Origin of the sequence: Desulfoscipio geothermicus DSM 3669 (assembly GCF_900115975.1) — a bacterium.
In the GTDB taxonomy this organism is placed as follows: Bacteria; Bacillota; Desulfotomaculia; order Desulfotomaculales; family Desulfallaceae; genus Desulfoscipio; species Desulfoscipio geothermicus.
The window spans coordinates 23,227-40,324 of sequence record NZ_FOYM01000015.1 but is presented as its reverse complement, the minus strand read 5'-3'; the positions used below and the strand labels follow the sequence as shown (position 1 = coordinate 40,324).

16 protein-coding genes are annotated in these 17,098 nt (G+C 47.2%); 14 read left to right on the top strand and 2 right to left on the bottom strand.

What is annotated here, in order from left to right:
- Positions 1–8 precede the first annotated feature (8 nt).
- The 8 genes from BM299_RS10290 to BM299_RS10255 all read left to right on the top strand — a co-directional run bounded on the left by BM299_RS10290 (position 9) and on the right by BM299_RS10255 (position 9,410).
- Positions 9–1,889 (top strand): aldehyde ferredoxin oxidoreductase family protein, encoded by a 1,881-nt coding sequence (locus BM299_RS10290; protein ID WP_092483676.1) that lies wholly within the window; start codon positions 9–11, stop codon positions 1,887–1,889.
- 204 nt (positions 1,890–2,093) lie between these two features.
- Positions 2,094–3,281 carry an iron-containing alcohol dehydrogenase gene (locus tag BM299_RS10285; RefSeq protein WP_092483674.1) on the top strand — a complete coding sequence of 396 codons (1,188 nt, stop codon included), beginning with the start codon at positions 2,094–2,096 and terminating at the stop codon, positions 3,279–3,281.
- Between the two features lie 75 nt (positions 3,282–3,356).
- The gene (locus BM299_RS10280; protein WP_092483672.1) at positions 3,357–4,217 is read left to right on the top strand and encodes a DUF7973 family transport facilitator; all 861 of its coding nucleotides are present in this window, start codon (positions 3,357–3,359) and stop codon (positions 4,215–4,217) included.
- 195 nt (positions 4,218–4,412) lie between these two features.
- Positions 4,413–4,670 carry a hypothetical protein gene (locus tag BM299_RS10275; protein WP_092483670.1) on the top strand — a complete coding sequence of 86 codons (258 nt, stop codon included), beginning with the start codon at positions 4,413–4,415 and terminating at the stop codon, positions 4,668–4,670.
- Between the two features lie 15 nt (positions 4,671–4,685).
- Positions 4,686–6,548, top strand: a complete 1,863-nt coding sequence (locus tag BM299_RS10270) for an aldehyde ferredoxin oxidoreductase family protein (protein WP_342741332.1) — start codon at positions 4,686–4,688, stop codon at positions 6,546–6,548.
- Between the two features lie 29 nt (positions 6,549–6,577).
- Entirely contained in the window at positions 6,578–7,741 is a 1,164-nt protein-coding gene (locus BM299_RS10265) for an iron-containing alcohol dehydrogenase (RefSeq protein ID WP_092483668.1), read from the top strand.
- Positions 7,742–7,764: 23 nt separating this feature from the next.
- The gene (locus BM299_RS10260; RefSeq protein ID WP_092483666.1) at positions 7,765–9,111 is read left to right on the top strand and encodes a UbiD family decarboxylase; all 1,347 of its coding nucleotides are present in this window, start codon (positions 7,765–7,767) and stop codon (positions 9,109–9,111) included.
- 71 nt (positions 9,112–9,182) lie between these two features.
- Positions 9,183–9,410: a MoaD/ThiS family protein gene (locus BM299_RS10255; protein ID WP_245779729.1), complete on the top strand. Its 228-nt coding sequence runs from the start codon at positions 9,183–9,185 to the stop codon at positions 9,408–9,410.
- A 362-nt stretch (positions 9,411–9,772) separates the two neighbouring features.
- Here BM299_RS10255 and BM299_RS10250 read toward each other — a convergent pair whose 3' ends face one another.
- Complete coding sequence (locus tag BM299_RS10250) at positions 9,773–11,080, bottom strand: stalk domain-containing protein (protein ID WP_092483662.1); 1,308 nt, start codon at positions 11,078–11,080, stop codon at positions 9,773–9,775.
- Between the two features lie 439 nt (positions 11,081–11,519).
- Here BM299_RS10250 and BM299_RS10245 point away from each other — a divergent pair, with 439 nt between their 5' ends.
- The 5 genes from BM299_RS10245 to pyrE all read left to right on the top strand — a co-directional run bounded on the left by BM299_RS10245 (position 11,520) and on the right by pyrE (position 14,594).
- On the top strand, positions 11,520–11,774 hold the full coding sequence (locus tag BM299_RS10245) for an alpha/beta-type small acid-soluble spore protein (RefSeq protein ID WP_092483660.1): 255 nt from the start codon (positions 11,520–11,522) through the stop codon (positions 11,772–11,774).
- 156 nt (positions 11,775–11,930) lie between these two features.
- Positions 11,931–12,080: a DUF1540 domain-containing protein gene (locus BM299_RS10240; protein WP_092483658.1), complete on the top strand. Its 150-nt coding sequence runs from the start codon at positions 11,931–11,933 to the stop codon at positions 12,078–12,080.
- Between the two features lie 470 nt (positions 12,081–12,550).
- Positions 12,551–12,862: a hypothetical protein gene (locus BM299_RS10235; protein ID WP_092483656.1), complete on the top strand. Its 312-nt coding sequence runs from the start codon at positions 12,551–12,553 to the stop codon at positions 12,860–12,862.
- A 93-nt stretch (positions 12,863–12,955) separates the two neighbouring features.
- Complete coding sequence (locus BM299_RS10230; protein WP_425429485.1) at positions 12,956–14,059, top strand: DUF763 domain-containing protein; 1,104 nt, start codon at positions 12,956–12,958, stop codon at positions 14,057–14,059.
- Positions 14,046–14,594: an orotate phosphoribosyltransferase gene (gene pyrE / locus BM299_RS10225; RefSeq protein ID WP_092483652.1), complete on the top strand. Its 549-nt coding sequence runs from the start codon at positions 14,046–14,048 to the stop codon at positions 14,592–14,594. The genes BM299_RS10230 and pyrE overlap by 14 nt, the downstream gene beginning before the upstream one ends.
- A gap of 228 nt (positions 14,595–14,822) precedes the next feature.
- Here pyrE and BM299_RS10220 read toward each other — a convergent pair whose 3' ends face one another.
- The gene (locus tag BM299_RS10220; RefSeq protein ID WP_092483650.1) at positions 14,823–15,119 is read right to left on the bottom strand and encodes an AMP-binding enzyme; all 297 of its coding nucleotides are present in this window, start codon (positions 15,117–15,119) and stop codon (positions 14,823–14,825) included.
- Positions 15,120–15,396: 277 nt separating this feature from the next.
- Here BM299_RS10220 and BM299_RS10215 point away from each other — a divergent pair, with 277 nt between their 5' ends.
- Positions 15,397–17,085 carry a nucleoside kinase gene (locus BM299_RS10215; RefSeq protein ID WP_092483778.1) on the top strand — a complete coding sequence of 563 codons (1,689 nt, stop codon included), beginning with the start codon at positions 15,397–15,399 and terminating at the stop codon, positions 17,083–17,085.
- Positions 17,086–17,098: the final 13 nt, after the last annotated feature.

Here is a 17,098-nt window from a genome sequence, read left to right as displayed (position 1 = left end):
GCTAAGTAATGTTGTACGGGTTTGCAGGTAAATTATTGCGGGTTAACCTAAACAGCGGTGAATTAAAGGTAGAAAAGCTGGATGAGAAAGAATTGCGCAAGTATATGGGTTGTACAGGCTATGCAGCCAAACTGCTCTATCAGGAAATGCCCGGCGGCATTGACCCTTTGGCCCCGGAGGCAAAGGTGGTACTTGCTACCGGAGCCGTGAGCGGCACCCTTTGTCCCAGCGGAGGCAGTTATGAGGTTTGTTACAAGGCGCCCTTGACAGGTACCTGGAACGAGGCTCGGTCAGGGGGGGCTTTCGGTGCCAAGCTTAAATACGCGGGGTTTGATTTTGTAGTCATAGAAGGTAAAGCAGCCGATCCCGTTTATTTGCTTATCAAAGACGGCCAGGTAGAAATCAAACCTGCCAAGCACCTGTGGGGTCTGAACGTTGAAGAGACCACAGACACTTTAATAAATGAACTTGACGATCCTGAAATTTCCGTAGCTACTATAGGGCAGTCAGGGGAAAACGGCGTTTTATATGCCGCTTTAATAAATGACAGGGGACGGGCTGCCGGTCGCGGCGGTATTGGCGCAGTATTTGGAAACAAAAATTTGAAGGCAGTTGTTGTAAACGGCAGTGGCGGTATTAAAGTAGCACGCCCGAAGGAATTTGCGGAGGCCATTGAGAAGGCGGAACAATGGTTAAAGAGTTACATCTTTGACGCTATTCCGGCTCTGGGTACAGTCGGCCTGGTATCGTTAAACAACAGCCTGGGAATCCTTCCTGCTAAGAACTTCCAGGAAGCACATTTTGAAAAAGCCGACAAAGTTTCCGGCGAACTAATCAACCAGAAATATCAAATCAAACGGCGGGCCTGTTACGGCTGTAGTTTCGCCTGCGGCCGCTACACCTCGGTGAATAACGGGAAGTATTCCACACCGCCCATGGAAGGTCCGGAATACGAAACAGTCGATATGTTAGGGCCTATTTGTGGAATCGATGACGTTGAAGCCATTATTAAAGGCAATTACCTGTGCAATGTTTACGGCCTGGATACAATCAGTACAGGTATGAGTATTGGTTTTGCCATGGAATGTTATGAAAAAGGATTGCTGACCGATAAGGATACAGATGGAATGCCTTTACGGTGGGGCGATGCCGATGTAATGCTGAAACTGGTAGAAAAGATCGCCTACAAAGAAGGAATTGGCGCCCTGCTGGCCCAGGGTGTTAAACGCATGGCAGAACAACTTGGCCCGGCTGCCGAAGAAGCGGCCATCCATGTAAAGGGCCTTGAATTGCCGGCCCACGAGCCACGCTCCGAATCTAAGTCTTTGGCTATTCAATATGCCGTTTCCCCGCGGGGAGCCTGTCACATGCACCCCAACTGGGCCAGTACCTGGGACTTTCAAATTGACTGCGGTATGAAAGAATTTGGCCTGCCCTCGTGGCCTGAAGGGCCGCAGGAAGAGTCCTCGAAGAGAGGCGTCTCCTACCGGTATGTTGCCTTACAGGGTGAAGTTAGCGAAATCCTGGGGGCGTGTATCTTCCACTCCTGGGGTGTCGAAGGTAATAGCATCACACCGCAGCTCTACGCTGAGATTGTAAAATCCCTCACCGGATGGGACGTAACGGCAGAAGAACTGGTGGCGGCGGCAGAGCGTTCGTGGAACCTTAAACGGTGCTTTAACGCCCGTGAAGGCTTTACCCGCAAGGACGATAAACTTCCCAAGCGATTTGCCCAAGCTATTCCTAATGGGCCATCGGCTGGAGCCAAGGTAGAAAATCTGGATTTAATGCTGGATGTTTATTATGAGGCCATGGGCTGGGACAAACAGACCGGCCTACCCACCCCTGAGAAACTTAAAGAGCTGGACCTTGAGTTTGCGATCCAGTAAAGGGATCATTTTGATGGAAAAACAACCATACTAAAGAAATGATAATGTAGGGTGTTTATTATTGGATAATAACAGAATAACATCCTACATTATCAAAAATAGGGGGGTGGTAATTTACCGTAAAGAATTTTATACAGGACAGCTTTTAAGTGGACGTATGCCAAAAGGAATTGAAAAATTCTAAAAGACAAGGGGGAAGATTTCATGTCAGGTTATTCAAAATGGTTCCGTGTTCCAAGAGATATTGTTTTTGGGTGGGGCAGTCTTGAATATCTTAAAGAGCTGGAAGGTAAGAAGGCAGTAATTGTAACAGATAAAATAATGCAGCAGCTCGGCTTTGTAGAAAAAGTAAAGAGTTATCTGGCTGAAGCTGGGATTGAAAGCGCCGTATTCGATGAAGTAGAACCGGATCCTTCCCGTCAAACGGTGATGAAAGGCGTCAAGGTGATGCAACAATTCCAGCCGGATTTGATCGTAGGTTTAGGTGGCGGATCGGCCCTCGATGCCGGTAAAGCCATGTGGATTTTTTACGAGCATCCCGATGTATCCTGGGAACAAATTTTTGTTCCTTTTACCGGCGTGCCCAAGCTAAGAAATAAGGCCAGGTATGTGGCTATTCCTTCTACAAGTGGTACCGCTACTGAAGTAACACTTGCCGCAGTAATTACCAACCGTGATGTTCAACCTAATGTCAAAGAATTTACCCTCTCCTATGAAGTCACGCCCGACATTGCTATTTGCGATCCTGAATTGCCTTCCACAATGCCACCGGTAGTTACCGCCAATACCGGTTTTGACGTCATCGTTCATGCTGTCGAGGCGTACGTTTCAGTAAACGCTTCTGATGTGACTGACCCCATTGCGTTGAGTTCGGCTGCCATGGCCTATAAGTGGTTACCACTGGCGTTTGCCAATGGCAATAATAAAGAAGCAAGGGAAAAAATGCATACCGCATCCCTGATGGCGGGATTTACCTTCACCAATACTGCCCTGGGACTGGTACACAGTACCGCGCACCAAATCGGAGCGGAGTACGGAGTACCGCACGGCCGGGCTAACGCGATGATGTTACCATATGTGGTTCAGTATAACACACCTGCGGCTGCAGCTCGTTATGCTAATGTTGCCAGGGCATTTGGGTTTGAGTCGACTGATACGTATGAAGGTACGGCTAAATTTATAAAAGCGATCCGGGATCTGCAAAAAGTCCTTGGCATACCTACTTGCCTGAAGGATGCGGGCATTGATGAGGAAGACTTCCTGAAGAAGATAGATATGCTTGCTCAGAATGCCATGAACGATGGCAGTACGCCGACCAATCCGCGAGTGCCGACTCTGGAAGAAATCAAGAAAATCTTCCTTTGCGCCTACTACGGAAATGACGTTCTATAGGATTTTTAATGTAGTACGGGGCTTAAACCCCGTACTACAAAACAACATTTTTTAACTATGGGAGTGATTAACAAAATGGGTATTGAACCTTTAATGGTAATTGGAGCCCTGGGAGGGGGTATACTGGGAGCAGCTATGGGAGCCCTCCCGGCCATTACGTTGTGGGGTGTTGTTTTGATGGTTGCCGGTCTGGCCGGGCTTGTAACTGGTAAACCCGCATTAGTATGGGATATTGCATTTAACCCGCTTTTCGGTGCGCATATTGTGTATGCCGGCGGAGCGGCTGCCGTTGCCTATGCATGGTCAAAAGGGGCTATAGAAAGTGGGTTAGATATACTCAAACCCTTGTCCGGTTTTGGTAGACCAGATATTCTTTTGGTTGGTGGAATATTCGGCGTTATCGGTATGGTTTTGGAACGTGTAGGCACCAGCTTGGCGCTCCCCACTGATACTGTAGCGCTATCTGTGGTCATTACGGGTTGGTTGGCCAGGCTGCTTTTTGATTCGAAATGGCGTACTAATCGTAGGAAAGGTGGAGAAGGTGAAACTTGGTGGCCTAGCAGTAAAGAATTGGGCTTGCTTGTAGTACTTGGGTGTGGAGTCGGATTAGCAGGGGGAGTAGCTGCTGCTAAAATCGGCGATGTGCTGATACCCTTCGGATTGGCGCTGTTGTTTCTGATCTATCTTCAGATGGGATTTAATGGACTGCCGTGGCATCATATCGTCATAGTGGCAGGTTTAGCCGCACTTCAAGGAAACGGAACTGTTAATGCTATTATTTGGGCAGCAGTGCTAGGGGCAGTGACAGCTATTGTAGCGAGTTTGTTTAATAAGTTTTGGATTGTTAGAACTAATTCATATATAGACCCACCAGTTACGAGTATAGCAATAGGTAAAAGTATTATAATTGCCTTAGCTGCGGCTGGATTATTGTGATTTTAATGATGAGTAAATGATTTGTCCTACTGGGGCCCCTGTCGGGTATGGTTTGTTACTTTATGTATCATAAAGGGATTAATCCCCTTTATTCTGCTTACTATGATCCTGAGCAGTCTTGGTTATCAGTTGGATATTGGCCGGACTGAGGGTAAACCTAGTATTTTAATCAGCCTAAAATAAGGATGTTGAAAAGTGAAATTTTTTTTAGAGTTATACCCTCCACTAAAGCTTAAAAATGGGGAAAAAACAAGATGTGTAGAAGTAGACTACAAGGAAATTAACGTCGATTGGATATTGAGAGAAGTTTTAGATGAAGTAAATAGCAATAATAAATTCGAATATAGGCCGGAAGACTTGCTTGTAATAATAAATGATAGGGTTGTTGGGATGGATTGTATAGTTGGAAACAGGCAGGCCGTAAAGATAATGCTTCTTGCTATGGGTGGCTGATTTATGCAGAATTAGATGAAGCAAAATAGAGGTGATAAAATGTCTGGCTTCGAGTACAAGATATTATGGTTAGATCTAGAGCACAGGAAAGAGCGGGTAGAAAAAATAGAAGGGAAGGAATTATTAAATTGGATTGGTGGAAGCGGCTTGGGGGCCAGAGTCGTATACGAGAATGTTTCCCCTTGGGTGGAGCCTTTGGGTCGACAAAACAATTTAGGTTTCTTTACGGGACCGCTTACAGGAACAATGGTTCCTTCATCCGGGAGGCACAGCGTTGTTTCTAAGTCGCCCTTAACCGGTATTTGGGGAGAAGCCAGCATTGGAGGAAGATGGGGCCGGATGCTGAGGAAGTCCGGCTATGATGCCCTTGTCCTGCAGGGTAATGCGGAAAAACCTGTTTATATATGGATAAACGAAGGAAAGGTGGAAATAAAAGAGGCTTCTTCCTTGTGGGGTTTAAACACTTATGAATGTTCAACGGCTCTAAAACAACTGACCAGTCAAAAGGCCGAGGTATGTACTATCGGACCCGCCGGTGAACGGATGGTTAAAATATCCGGCATTTTTACTGACGGGGAAGAAGGGCGGACTGCGGCCCGGTGTGGTTTAGGAGCCGTTATGGGGGCCAAACGGGTTAAAGCTATCGCAGTATATGGGCAGCGAGAACTGCCAGTTAGTGATCCCGCCGGCTTAAGAGAAGATTTGAAGCCTGTTTTGAAAAGAATTCAAGAAAAGACAAGGGTCCTTGGACTGTTTGGCACGGCAGGTCTGGTTATTCCCTGTGAGCAGACGGGGGATCTTCCCATTCGCAATTGGACCGGGGGCAAGTGGGAGGAAGGTGCTTTAAAAATTTCGGGCCAGAAGATGGCCGACACTTTGCTTACTGGAAGATATCATTGCGCCGGTTGCCCTGTCGGCTGCGGCCGTAGAGTAAATATTAAAGAAGGCCCCTATGCGGGAGTAAAAGGAGGGGGGCCGGAATATGAAACCTTGGGATTAATGGGTGGAAGTTGTTTGGTAGATGACTTGGAAGCGATAAGTTATGCAAACGAATTATGCAACAAGTATGGTATTGACACCATTGATACCGGTAACCTGATTGCTTTTGCTATAGAGGCTTTTGAAAGGGGATTTATCAATGAGGAATTCACCGGCGGTCTAAAGTTGCGTTGGGGAGATCCGCAAGTCCTCATAGAGATGATCCATTGTATTGCGAATCAAGAGGGTAAACTTGGCTCCCTATTGGCGGAAGGATTCCCGGCAATTAGACGTTTCTTTGGCAAAGAGGTTGCTGAGTTTGCAATAGAGGCAAAAGGGTTAGGATTTCCTGCTCATGACCCAAGGGCTTATAACAGCATAGCTTTAGGGTACGCTACCGCTAATCGTGGGGCATGCCACCTGGAGGCATTTAGTCATATTTTCGAGCGGAATATGACAATGCCTGAAATAGGTATAAGCGCGGTTGAAGACCGGTTTGCCGTTGAAGGTAAAGGAGAGCTGGTGGCAAAGTCGCAAAACCTGATGGCAGTAATGGATTCCCTTGCAGTTTGTAAGTTCTTATTGTTCGGAGGAGTTAACTTGACCGAGATTACCGGCTGGTTGAACAAGGTAACTGGTTTAAGTTATTCGGTGGATGAGCTGCTTCGCTGCGGCGAACGTATTTTTAACCTTAAGAGGCTTTTTAATATTTCTTGCGGTGTAAATCGAAAAGATGACATATTGCCGGAAAGAATTCTCAGGCAAAATCGGGGCGCAGGAGGAGCGGCTGAAAACCTTCCCCCATTAGAAGCTATGCTTGCGGAGTATTATGCTTACCGGGGCTGGAGTGAGGAAGGGATACCGTTACCTTCTAAAATAAAAGAACTTGGTTTAGATTAAACTTACACTATTTGGGGAGGGTTATTGCAATGCTTGACTTTAATTTTTCTTTTGCCGTAAAAACAAAGGTCCTTTTTGGAAACGGTGTAGTTTCTCAGCATCTTCCCGGTGCAATTAGGGATATGGGTTGCGCAAGGGTGTTGCTGGTTACCGACCCCGGAATTGTGAAGTCGGGTTTGGTCGATAAAGTAAAAAGTTTACTAACAGGAAGTGGCTTAACGTTTGAGGTTTTCAGTGAGGTGGAGCCGGATCCGGGATTAGAGACTGTACACAAAGCTGCTGATTTTATGAGCCGCTTCAAGCCCGATTGTTTGGTTGCCCTGGGTGGAGGAAGTTCGATTGACATTGCAAAAGCGATAAGGGTGCTTCACGACAATAGAGGGAAGATTGGCGACTATGCGGGAGTAAATAAAGTAAAGGTCAAGCCCACTGTACCGCTTTTAGCCATACCCACAACGGCAGGCACGGGCAGCGAGGTAACTGTTTTTGCGGTGCTTTCGGACTGGGAACAAAATATAAAAGTGACTATTACCAGTGAATATCTGGCTCCGGACGTCGCTTTTGTGGACCCGCTGATGATGATATCCGCCCCTTCAGGGATAACGGCGGCCAGTGGTATAGACGCCCTTTCCCATGCGGTAGAAGCATACGTTTCTACAATTGCATCGCCTGTTTCAAGCATCCTGGCATTAAGAGCCGTAGAGTTAATAAGCGCTTCTCTGAGGCCCGCGGTGGCCAATGGCAACGACCTTGTGGCCAGAACCAATGTTGCTTTGGGAAGTTTGCTGGCAGGGATGGCTTTTAACAATGCTTTCTTAGGGTTAACCCACTCCATAGGAGCAGCTTTGAGCGGACATGTACACGTCAGTCACGGAGTAGCAATCGGCTTGTTGTTACCCTATGTTATGAAATACAATTCGATGGCAAAACCCGACAAATTTACAGATTTAGCTCGCGCTATGGGAGAGCATATTGAAGGTAAATCTTTGCATAAAGCCGCTTCATTAGCCCCACGGGCGATTAAAACACTGGTAAAAAATATTGGATTACCAACTCAGTTAAAAGAGATTGGAATTTCAGAAGATTCGCTTGCCGCAATAGCCGAAACAGCTTTGAAGCACGGAATGATAAAATTTAATCCCCGTGTGCCAACCCGGGAAGATATTTTGGGGATTCTTAAAAATGCATATTAATTATACAGACGGGAGGGTAAAAGGTGGCTTATTCACTGCGGGATTGGCTGGCATTTTTGGACAGGGAAGGCAAGTTAAAGCGGATAAAAAAAGAAGTAGATCCTGTGTTTGAAATTGCTGCACTGGGCAAACAAGCAGATGGCATATATTCGTTGCTTTTTGAACGGGTAAAAGGATATGAAATGCCGGTAGTTACGGGGTTGGTCGGGGAAAGAGGGCTTTTCGCAGTCGCGATGTCTACCACTGTCGAGGGGATGCTGGATAAGTTTGCAGCTGCTGTAGAAAACCCTGTTCCTTGTCGGTTGGTTTCTTCAAATAGTGCTCCGGTAAAAGAATGTATTGTTAACAAGGATATAGATTTATTTAAAATGTTTCCTATTCCAACGCATCATGCTAAGGATGCCGGACCCTATATTACGGCAGCTATATTAATCGCTAAAGACCCGGACACGGGAGTGCGAAATATCTCTATTCACAGGCTGCAAATATCCGGTCCCAATAAACTGGGGATATTGATTTTACCTCGTCATTTGTGGCATTTCTTTTCAAAAGCCGAGCAGAAAGGTCGGCCTCTGGAAATAGCCCTTGCTATTGGAGTTCACCCATTAGTGTTATTGGCTTCTCAGGCGACCACCAGAATAGGGGTGGACGAACTGGAAATTGCCAGCGCCCTCTTACCGCAGCCTTTAGAGTTGGTAAAATGCGAAACGGTAGACCTTGAGGTACCGGCCGGGGCGGAAATTGTAATAGAAGGAAGGCTTCTACCCGGGGTCCGGGAAGTTGAAGGGCCTTTCGGGGAATATCCAAAATACTATGGCCCGGCCAGTCCCAGGCCGGTGGTGGAAGTAATGGCGGTTACGCACCGCCGGCAGCCAATTTACCATACAATTATTCCCGCCACGCGCGAGCATGTTCTTGTAGGAGGAATTGCCCGGGAAGCCGTTCTACTACAAATAGTCCGGCAGGCGGTACCTACCGTTAAAAATGTGCATTTAACATTAGGTGGTAGCTGCCGTTATCACGCGGTAATCTCTATTGAAAAAAAACATGAAGGTGAAGCTAAAAACGCAATTTTTGCTGCCTTAGCCAGCTGCAGTGAAGTAAAGCATGTGGTGGTGGTGGACCACGACGTCAATATTTTTGATCCGGAAGACGTGGAATGGGCGATTGCAACCCGCTGCCAGGCGGGACGTGACGTTTTTATAGTCACTGGAGCTATGGGAAACAAGTTAGATCCTTCCAGTAATGATGGGATAAGCGATAAAATGGGGATTGATGCTACCATCCCGTTAGAGTTGCCTGCAGAAAGATTTGAAAAAATTAGCATTCCCGAATATAACGATATAAAGTTGGATGACTATCTTGACTGAAATTGGATTAATTTTATATGCTTAGTCGTCAATACACTAAAGTAAAAAAGGAGGTATCAACGAAGTTGCAGGTGAGAGTTAAGTTGTTGGGGATCCTTTCTTTTAATTATCCCGCTTTTAGTAAATTTCGTCCTGTTGAACTGAATGAGGGAGAGACAATTGAAGATTTACGTAAACGTTTAGCAGTACCGGCGAATAAAGTTCATTTTGTTTCAGTGAATGGGAAAATGGTGGGGGAAGAGTATAACTTAATTGACGGAGACGAGGTTATTTTCTTTCCGGCGGCTAGCGGAGGGTGAGGGATCTTTCTTGCAAGCCTGGATGGATTTTGCAAAAAACCATATTTTTACCGTGATTGTTAAAGGGGGATATGCAGCTAAAATAGCTCAAAATCGGCCAAAATACCCAGACAAATCCTGTCCTTGCAAGACAAAATCCTAATAATAGAGATATAAGGTAATCCTTGCCCAAATCTCCAAAATAAGGAGAGAAAAATGCAGGACAAGGGCACCACGAAATCACATTTGATTAACTATTTTAACCAATTAACAACATAATTTATTTCCAAAAACTTACTGACTTGGAGGTCGATAAATACTTACATTTAGGACATTTGTCCGGTTGAAAAGCAAAAAAGTTTCTGAGGTTTGATTAAAAATATTTAATTTTTTGAGTCTAACGAATTTACATTGAGAACCGTCCTCGGAGTTGAACTTTGTTTGATTATTTTCCACATTTCGTCGGTTAAAAGGCCCAGGCGCCACAGGGCTATGCCGTTTAAGTTGTAGCGTTTGGCTATACCGATCTTGATCAGCAGGCTTTCCGGCGTTTCGCTGGGTATGGATATGCCCAGCACCAGCTTTTCAGACGGGACAACGGACCGGGCCCTTTCTACGGCCTCAACGACCAGGTCAACGGGCTCGGGTTTGGTGCCGTAGTCGTAGGCCATGATGATAATCCGGTCAGCCTGCTTCCCCAGGGCCTGGTAATCGTAGCCTTGATAAGCGCTGTTGGGGGCATGCAGCGTTAAAGTCAAATTGTGGTTGTCTTTTTTTAATTCATTGGCTAGCAAAGTAACGAATTGACTGAAGTTGTTTTTAACCGTAATCAGTTTATCGTCGTCATCCCGCCAGCCCAGGCCTTCAAAGTCCAGGTTCACGCCATGGTAAAGCATGGCTTCCTTTTTAATGGCGTTTACGGCCCCGGTTACTGCTGTACGGTTGTTTAACAGGTTGTAGATCGTACTGTCCTTATCGGTCAAATGCACCATCATTTCGCTGTTGAGGCGGTACCTCCCGGCGACTTGAAGGACTTTTTCCCAGCCCTCCGGCCTTTGCCAGCCTGTTTTGCTTTGGGTCAGCAGATTTCCCTGTTCGTCCAGGCTGTACCAGCCCAGCGCCAGACCGCTGAGCGCGCCGGTATTTCCTTCGCTTGTATCCGGGTAATTCCTGGTAAATAAGTCCCGCCAACTGCTGGTTTCGCTGTCGCCCAGGGCATAGAAGCCGATTACCGCCATAGTCTTTGGCGGGGAAGTTATATTTATTTCGTATGCAGTGTTGTCCCATTTTACTTTGCAGCCGAATGATTCACTGAAAAACCGCAGGGGGATTAATGTTCTGCCACCGGATATTGCCGGCGGCACATCAAGGGTTACGGCTAAATTATTACGATAAGCACGGGGGTTGCCGATTTGCAGTTTAATATAGGTATTATCGAATTTTGCACGGACTGTTTGCGTGGCAGCGTCCCAGGTAACATTAACATTCAAGGCTTCGGCCAGAGCACGGAAAGGAACCATGGTGCGCCCGTCCCGGATGGCTGGTTGTGTGTCAAATGAAACCGGTAAGCCATCGATGTTTACGGAAATACTTTTATGGTGTTCCAGGGCTGCAACCGGCCCCGGGGTGCCAAATATCAACAATACGTGTAATAGTAAAGCAGCTATTCCGGCAATGACAGGCTTGTTCATGTGCTTACCCCCTACTATCTAAAAATAATGTTCCTAATTATAAAATACGACACAAATCTGCAAGAACCTTCCATTTAGTAAAAATGATAACTAAATGAGCATAGCAACGGCGCACGGCAGTATTACCACGGATTTGAGCAGCAGGTGCTAATTCAGGAGCAAGCGAATATTAACCAAGAGAATTCAGGATAAATAACAAAAAAACTAAAGCTACCATAATTAAATTTAAGCCGTGCCATAAAATAGTGCCCCCATGATTTAGGGGGCATTATTTTTGAAAAAAATCGGGTGTAGAAAAAAAAGCGGGCCTGGTTATTTTGGGCCTTTTCGCTACTATTTAAAACCGGCGCTAAAAAGTGTCACTCATACTCCATGTAATCGGGGGCATCATAATACTGCAAGATAAAATAACAAAACAACAAAAGGAGGTTTTATTTAAATGGCAGAAGGACAAAGAACCAACAGAAAACTGATCCCCCAGGCTGCACAAGCAATGGAGCAATTCAAATATGAAACCGCTGCCGAGCTGGGTATTCAAAACTACCAGGGCTATCTCGGCGATTTGCCTTCAAGATTGAACGGAGCGGTGGGCGGTAACATGGTCAAGAAAATGATTGCCGCTTACGAGCAAAGCCTTGCTCAAGGGCAACAGCCCGCCACTCCGCAGGTAACAAACCAGCAGCCGACTCCTTAGCGAAATTGCCGGCCTATATCTGGGCCGGTAATTTAATTTATACTATTATTTTCTGCTTTTTGGCTTTAATTATCCATATTAAAACAAATTTATAAACTTGTAAAATTTGCATATTATTTTTAAACCTGGGCATTATAAAACGCGGAGGTGATTTAAATGCCCAGTATTAAGTGTTCGGTAACCGAATGCGATTATAACAAAGCTGTGGAGTGCCATGCCCCGATGATCCAGGTGGACAGGAACAACTCCAGTTCCGCCAGTAATTCGGATCAGACAAAATGTGAAACTTTCAAACCAAAGATGTAATGCGAAAGACCGGCGCAAGTGCCGGTCTTTCGTGTATCGTGTTTGTTTTTACTTCTTAAACTGCATATGATACCATAATATTAATAATATAAGGAGGTGAAAGTAATGTTAAGGAAGCAATACATGCTTCGTCCCGTAGCTCACTGTAAAGGGGGATGCACGAGGTTGTCCCGGGTATGACGTTAAACTGCCCATTAAGTTGAGATAAATTTATTGATATATAATGTATTTTACATGGTATGTGTGTGGCTTTTTTTCATATGTTAAGTGAAAATAAATTGTTCAACAAAAGATCCTGTTATACGGCAGGATTTTATTTTTTTAACTTGATTTTTCATTGATAGATTTATAAAATGTGTTTAGTTATTCTTTCAAATGATAATAATTTATATAGATATAAATTAAACTTTTGCTCAGAAATAAAATGAGGAAACAGAATTACTATTTATTAATTCAAGGAGGGGTTGTAATTGGGTTTTGAAGTTTACAGGCCGAGATCATCCAGGGAAAATGTCGTTGCTCTCACTAAACATCATATTAGGTTGGGCAGAAAGTTGGCGGATAAGCTGAATACTGATCGCGTTGAGGTGGCTTATGACAAAGATACCAAGCAATTGCGCGTCAAGGGAGTCAAAGAAGGAGGCATGATGCTAAATAAGAACAAAATAGGCGCCAGGGGTATATTCAAATATTTTAACATTGAAGACAAGAAAGGAAATTTTGCTGCGGAATATAATGAAAAAGAAAATGCTATTTATGTTAATCTTAAGGAAGTAAAATAGTTGAAAAATGCCTTGACAGTCTGACCGGAACGGGTTAGAATTAGCCAAACTCATGTTTGGGGAGGCAAGGTAATGCGAACCGGCATAGCTAATTTGCCCCTGCACGGGCATCATTGCCCCCGCTGGCTTTTTGACAGAATGGTACGCTTGAGCGCGGCCATCGTGGAAGCCGTCGTGGAGGAGTTCGGGCCGCGGGAAGTGTTGCGGCGTATGGCAGACCCGTTCTGGTTTCAAGCCATGGGCTGTGTGGTTGGTTTTGACTGGCATTCTTCCGGTTTAACTACGGTTTTGTGCGGCGCCCTAAAGCAGGGGACGAAAGGCAGACAGCGGGAATTGGGCGTCTTTTTTGCCGGTGGAAAGGCCATGACTTCACGTAAGACGCCACTGGAAATTGAGACATATACCGAAAGGTATGGCCTACCTGACCATGTGGCGGCACTGCAATACGCCAGCCGGATGTGCGCCAAGGTGGATTCGGCTGCCGTGCAGGACGGTTATCAAATCTACCATCATTTTTTCATATTTACGGGTGATGGAAACTGGGCGGTGGTGCAGCAAGGCATGAACGGTGAAAATGGTTGGGCCAGGCGCTACCACTGGTTAAGTGATAACCTGCATAATTACGTTGAGGAGCCACATGCAGCGGTTTGCGGCGCCCGCGGGCCGCAGGTGCTTAACATGGTGGCCCGGGAAAGCAGCGGCGCCCGTGATGTTTCTGTTTACTTGACCGGTGAGCGCCCCGAAAAAATAACTGGCCACTTGAAAAAGCTGGCCGCGCTGCCCCGGGAAAAATTGGCCACCTTGCACTTGCCCGCCGGTCACCCGGTGCCGCAGGCCGGTAGAATAGAAAAAACGCTGCGCCGGCTTTACGACCTGGCGCCGGGTGATTACGAGCAAATACTGGCTACCGGGGGAGTCGGCCCCGCTACCGTACGGGCCCTGGCCCTGGTGGGTGAAGTTGTGTACGGGGTGCAGGCCAGCTATAAGGACCCGGTGCGTTATTCATTCGCCCACGGCGGCAAAGACGGGCACCCTTACCCGGTGGACCGGAAGAATTACGACCATTCCATTACTGTGCTGGAAACGGCTCTGCGGCGGGCCCGGGCCGGGGACAGGGAGAAAATGGACGCCCTGTGCCGCCTGGCTTCCTTGCAGAAAGGCCATCGCCATATAGCGGAGGTGTATGAACATAGATAATCGTGAAGAGCTGAAAAAACTGTTGGATGCGCAGGCTTTCGAACGGAGGCAGGTGGTGCTTTCCTCCGGTAAGACCAGCAATTATTATTTTGACGGCAGGAAGGTTTCGCTCAATCCCATGGGGGCGTACCTGATAGCCAACATCATATGTGACATGATTAAAGACGATGAAGTGGACGCGGTGGGCGGGTTAACCCTGGGGGCCGACCCTATTGTGGGAGCCCTTGGCGTGGCGGCCTACCAGCGGAACATGCCCCTTACTCTGTTTATTGTGCGCAAAGAGCCCAAGAAGCACGGTACCATGCGCCAGATAGAGGGGCCTCCCTTGAAGCCGGGACAGCGGGTGGTGGTGGTGGACGACGTAATCACCACCGGAGGTTCAATAATCAAGGCAGTGCAAGCGGTTCGGAAAGTGGGCTGCGAGGTGGTTAAGGCAATTGCCCTGGTGGACAGGCAGGAGGGGGGCGCCGAAGCCCTGGAAAAAATGGGGGTTAAGGTGCAGCCGGTTTTTACGGCAGCGGAATTTGGTCTTTAATATTAAGTGCCCGCCGAAATTTCGGCGGGCATTCCCGGTGTGACGTAGCGCTTGGGGTTTACTGCACTTTTTAAGAGGTTGTTCGAAAAGTCCGCGCGAAATCCACGTCGAATTTCTACGTTGGCTCGGCTTTTACGGTGCTCACGTATTATATATACGCTCTGCTCCTCAAAGCCTTCGCCGCCTTGAAATTCTCGTATCTATCGTGCTCCTTTTCGAACACACACTTTAAGAATCCAACAACTGTTGTCTGATAACCTTGCCGGATGGCGTGCGGGGGATACTCTTGAATATTATGTCAACAGGTACCTGTATGTCGGGCCAGTCGTTTTTAAAATGGGCCAGAATGCTTTCTGCCGACGGCGGAGGGTCTGCCGGTTCCACAAAAGCCCTTATTCTCTGTTCACCCGCCGGCGAATGCTGCGGTATGACTACCGCGTCAGCCACGTTGGGATGGGTTATTAAGGCTTTTTCCATTTTCCGCACCTGCAGGACCAGAGTGTTTGGTGAAAGCGTATCAGTCATGAGTTTTCACTCCTTGAGTATCAAAAATGCATCTGCTATTGAAATAAAGACAGAATATTTATAATATTTATACAATTAAATTGGTTTATTTGCAATATTTATTCGTTAAGTGGTCGTTTAATTGTGGTGAACGGTAAAAAAGCCTGACTAAAAAGCAGCAGCAGGGCCAGGCTGTTGATTTGTGAAACATAAAAACAAGGATTATAGCCTGTTATGTGGAATTAAATATATAATTAAATCATATAAATGGCCCAAATATAATTGCGGAGTGTTGCTTATGGCTCAAAATATAAAAGCTGCTGAAAATAAAACCGGTATAGTAAGGGTGATTTTGGCGGGTGGCGGGACCAGAGAGGTGCCCCGGGGCACCCCGCTTCTGGAAGTACTGTCGCACGACAAGACACCCCGCAGGTCCCCCGTGGTGGCGGCACTGGTTAACAATGTGTTAAAGGGTCTGCGTTCGGTGCTGGATAAGGACAGCACCGTGGAGTTTGTTGACCTGGAAAGTGAACACGGCATGCGGGTGTACACGCGCAGCCTGGTAATGTTGCTGGTGCGGGCCGCCAGTGAGGTGCTGCCGGGCAGCGAGGTCCGGGTGGAACACACCCTGGGAAATGGTTTATATGGCGAAATTAATTACCGGCGCCCGCTGCGCAGCGCCGATATAGCGGCCATTGAAAAGCGGATGTTTGAAATTGTGCAGGCCGATGAACCCATCATTTCCCGGTGGGTTGAAAAAGAGGAACTGGAGAGCCTGTTGCGTGCCTCCGGTCAACTGGATAAGCTGGATTTGCTGCGCTACCGCAAATCTTCCACCATTAAAATTCACACCTGCGGGTGGTTTCATGATTTCACCTACGGTAATATGGCACCCGGCACCGGCTGCCTGAAAGTTTTTCGCCTGCGGTTTTATATGCCCGGGTTTATCCTGGAATTACCCCGCCGGGGGAATCCCCTGGTGGTTCCCGATTACGTTGAGCAGGGCAAGCTGGCCAACATTTACTATGAATCGGAAAAATGGGGCAGAATTCTCGAGGTGCGCAATGTGGTGCAACTCAATAAAGCGCTGGAAGAGGACAGGGGCAGCAACCTTATTCGGGTGGCCGAGGCGTTTCACGAAAAGAAAATTGGGGAAATAGCCGACCGGATTGCCCGGGACGTTGACAGGATAAGGATAGTGCTTATTGCCGGACCTTCCTCGTCGGGAAAAACCACCTTTGCGCAGCGCCTGGGGGTGCAGCTGCGCATTCACGGCATTCGGCCGGTACCCATCTCCCTGGATGACTATTTTGTGGACCGGGAACTTACGCCCAAGGACGAAAATGGCGAATACGACTTTGAATCCCTTGATGCCATAGAGAGGGGACTGTTTAACGAACACCTGATCAGCTTGGTTCAGGGAGAAGAGATAGAACTGCCCGTTTATGATTTTAAGGCCGGCAGAAGAAAAAACAGCGGCCGGTTCTTAAAGCTGGAGGACCGTGATTTGCTGATTGTTGAGGGGATTCACGGGCTGAATGATGAACTCACCTCTTCCATTCCCAAAGGGCGCAAGTTTAAAATCTATGTAAGCGCGCTGACCCAGTTGAATTTGGATAACCACAACCGGATTCCCACCACCGACCTGCGCATTTTGCGGCGCATCGTACGGGATTACAATTTCCGCGGTTATTCCGCCCTGGAAACCATGCGTCGCTGGCCTTCGGTGCGGCGGGGGGAGGAGCGGCATATTTTCCCGTTCCAGGAAAGCGCGGATGTTATGTTTAATTCGGCGCTGGTTTATGAACTGGCGGTTTTAAAGGGCTACGCCGAGCCCGTGCTGGACATGGTCGGCCCGGAAAACCGCGAATATGCCGTGGCGCGACGGTTGCGCCGGTTTCTGAGTTATTTCGTACCCATATCATGTGAAGAAGTGCCGTCAAATTCCATCATCAGGGAGTTTATCGGCGGTAGTTGTTTTGTTTGAAATACAGCAGGAT

Excerpts from the sequence above, each read along its gene's own strand:
- BM299_RS10280 (WP_092483672.1), top strand. The coding sequence starts at position 3,357 with ATGGGTATTGAACCTTTAATGGTAATTGGAGCCCTGGGAGGGGGTATA.
- BM299_RS10285 (WP_092483674.1), top strand. The coding sequence starts at position 2,094 with ATGTCAGGTTATTCAAAATGGTTCCGTGTTCCAAGAGATATTGTTTTT.
- BM299_RS10250 (WP_092483662.1), bottom strand. The coding sequence starts at position 11,080 with ATGAACAAGCCTGTCATTGCCGGAATAGCTGCTTTACTATTACACGTA.
- BM299_RS10245 (WP_092483660.1), top strand. The coding sequence starts at position 11,520 with ATGGCAGAAGGACAAAGAACCAACAGAAAACTGATCCCCCAGGCTGCA.
- BM299_RS10215 (WP_092483778.1), top strand. The coding sequence starts at position 15,397 with ATGGCTCAAAATATAAAAGCTGCTGAAAATAAAACCGGTATAGTAAGG.
- BM299_RS10270 (WP_342741332.1), top strand. The coding sequence starts at position 4,686 with ATGAAGCAAAATAGAGGTGATAAAATGTCTGGCTTCGAGTACAAGATA.
- pyrE (WP_092483652.1), top strand. The coding sequence starts at position 14,046 with ATGAACATAGATAATCGTGAAGAGCTGAAAAAACTGTTGGATGCGCAG.
- BM299_RS10265 (WP_092483668.1), top strand. The coding sequence starts at position 6,578 with ATGCTTGACTTTAATTTTTCTTTTGCCGTAAAAACAAAGGTCCTTTTT.
- BM299_RS10220 (WP_092483650.1), bottom strand. The coding sequence starts at position 15,119 with ATGACTGATACGCTTTCACCAAACACTCTGGTCCTGCAGGTGCGGAAA.
- BM299_RS10290 (WP_092483676.1), top strand. The coding sequence starts at position 9 with ATGTTGTACGGGTTTGCAGGTAAATTATTGCGGGTTAACCTAAACAGC.
- BM299_RS10240 (WP_092483658.1), top strand. The coding sequence starts at position 11,931 with ATGCCCAGTATTAAGTGTTCGGTAACCGAATGCGATTATAACAAAGCT.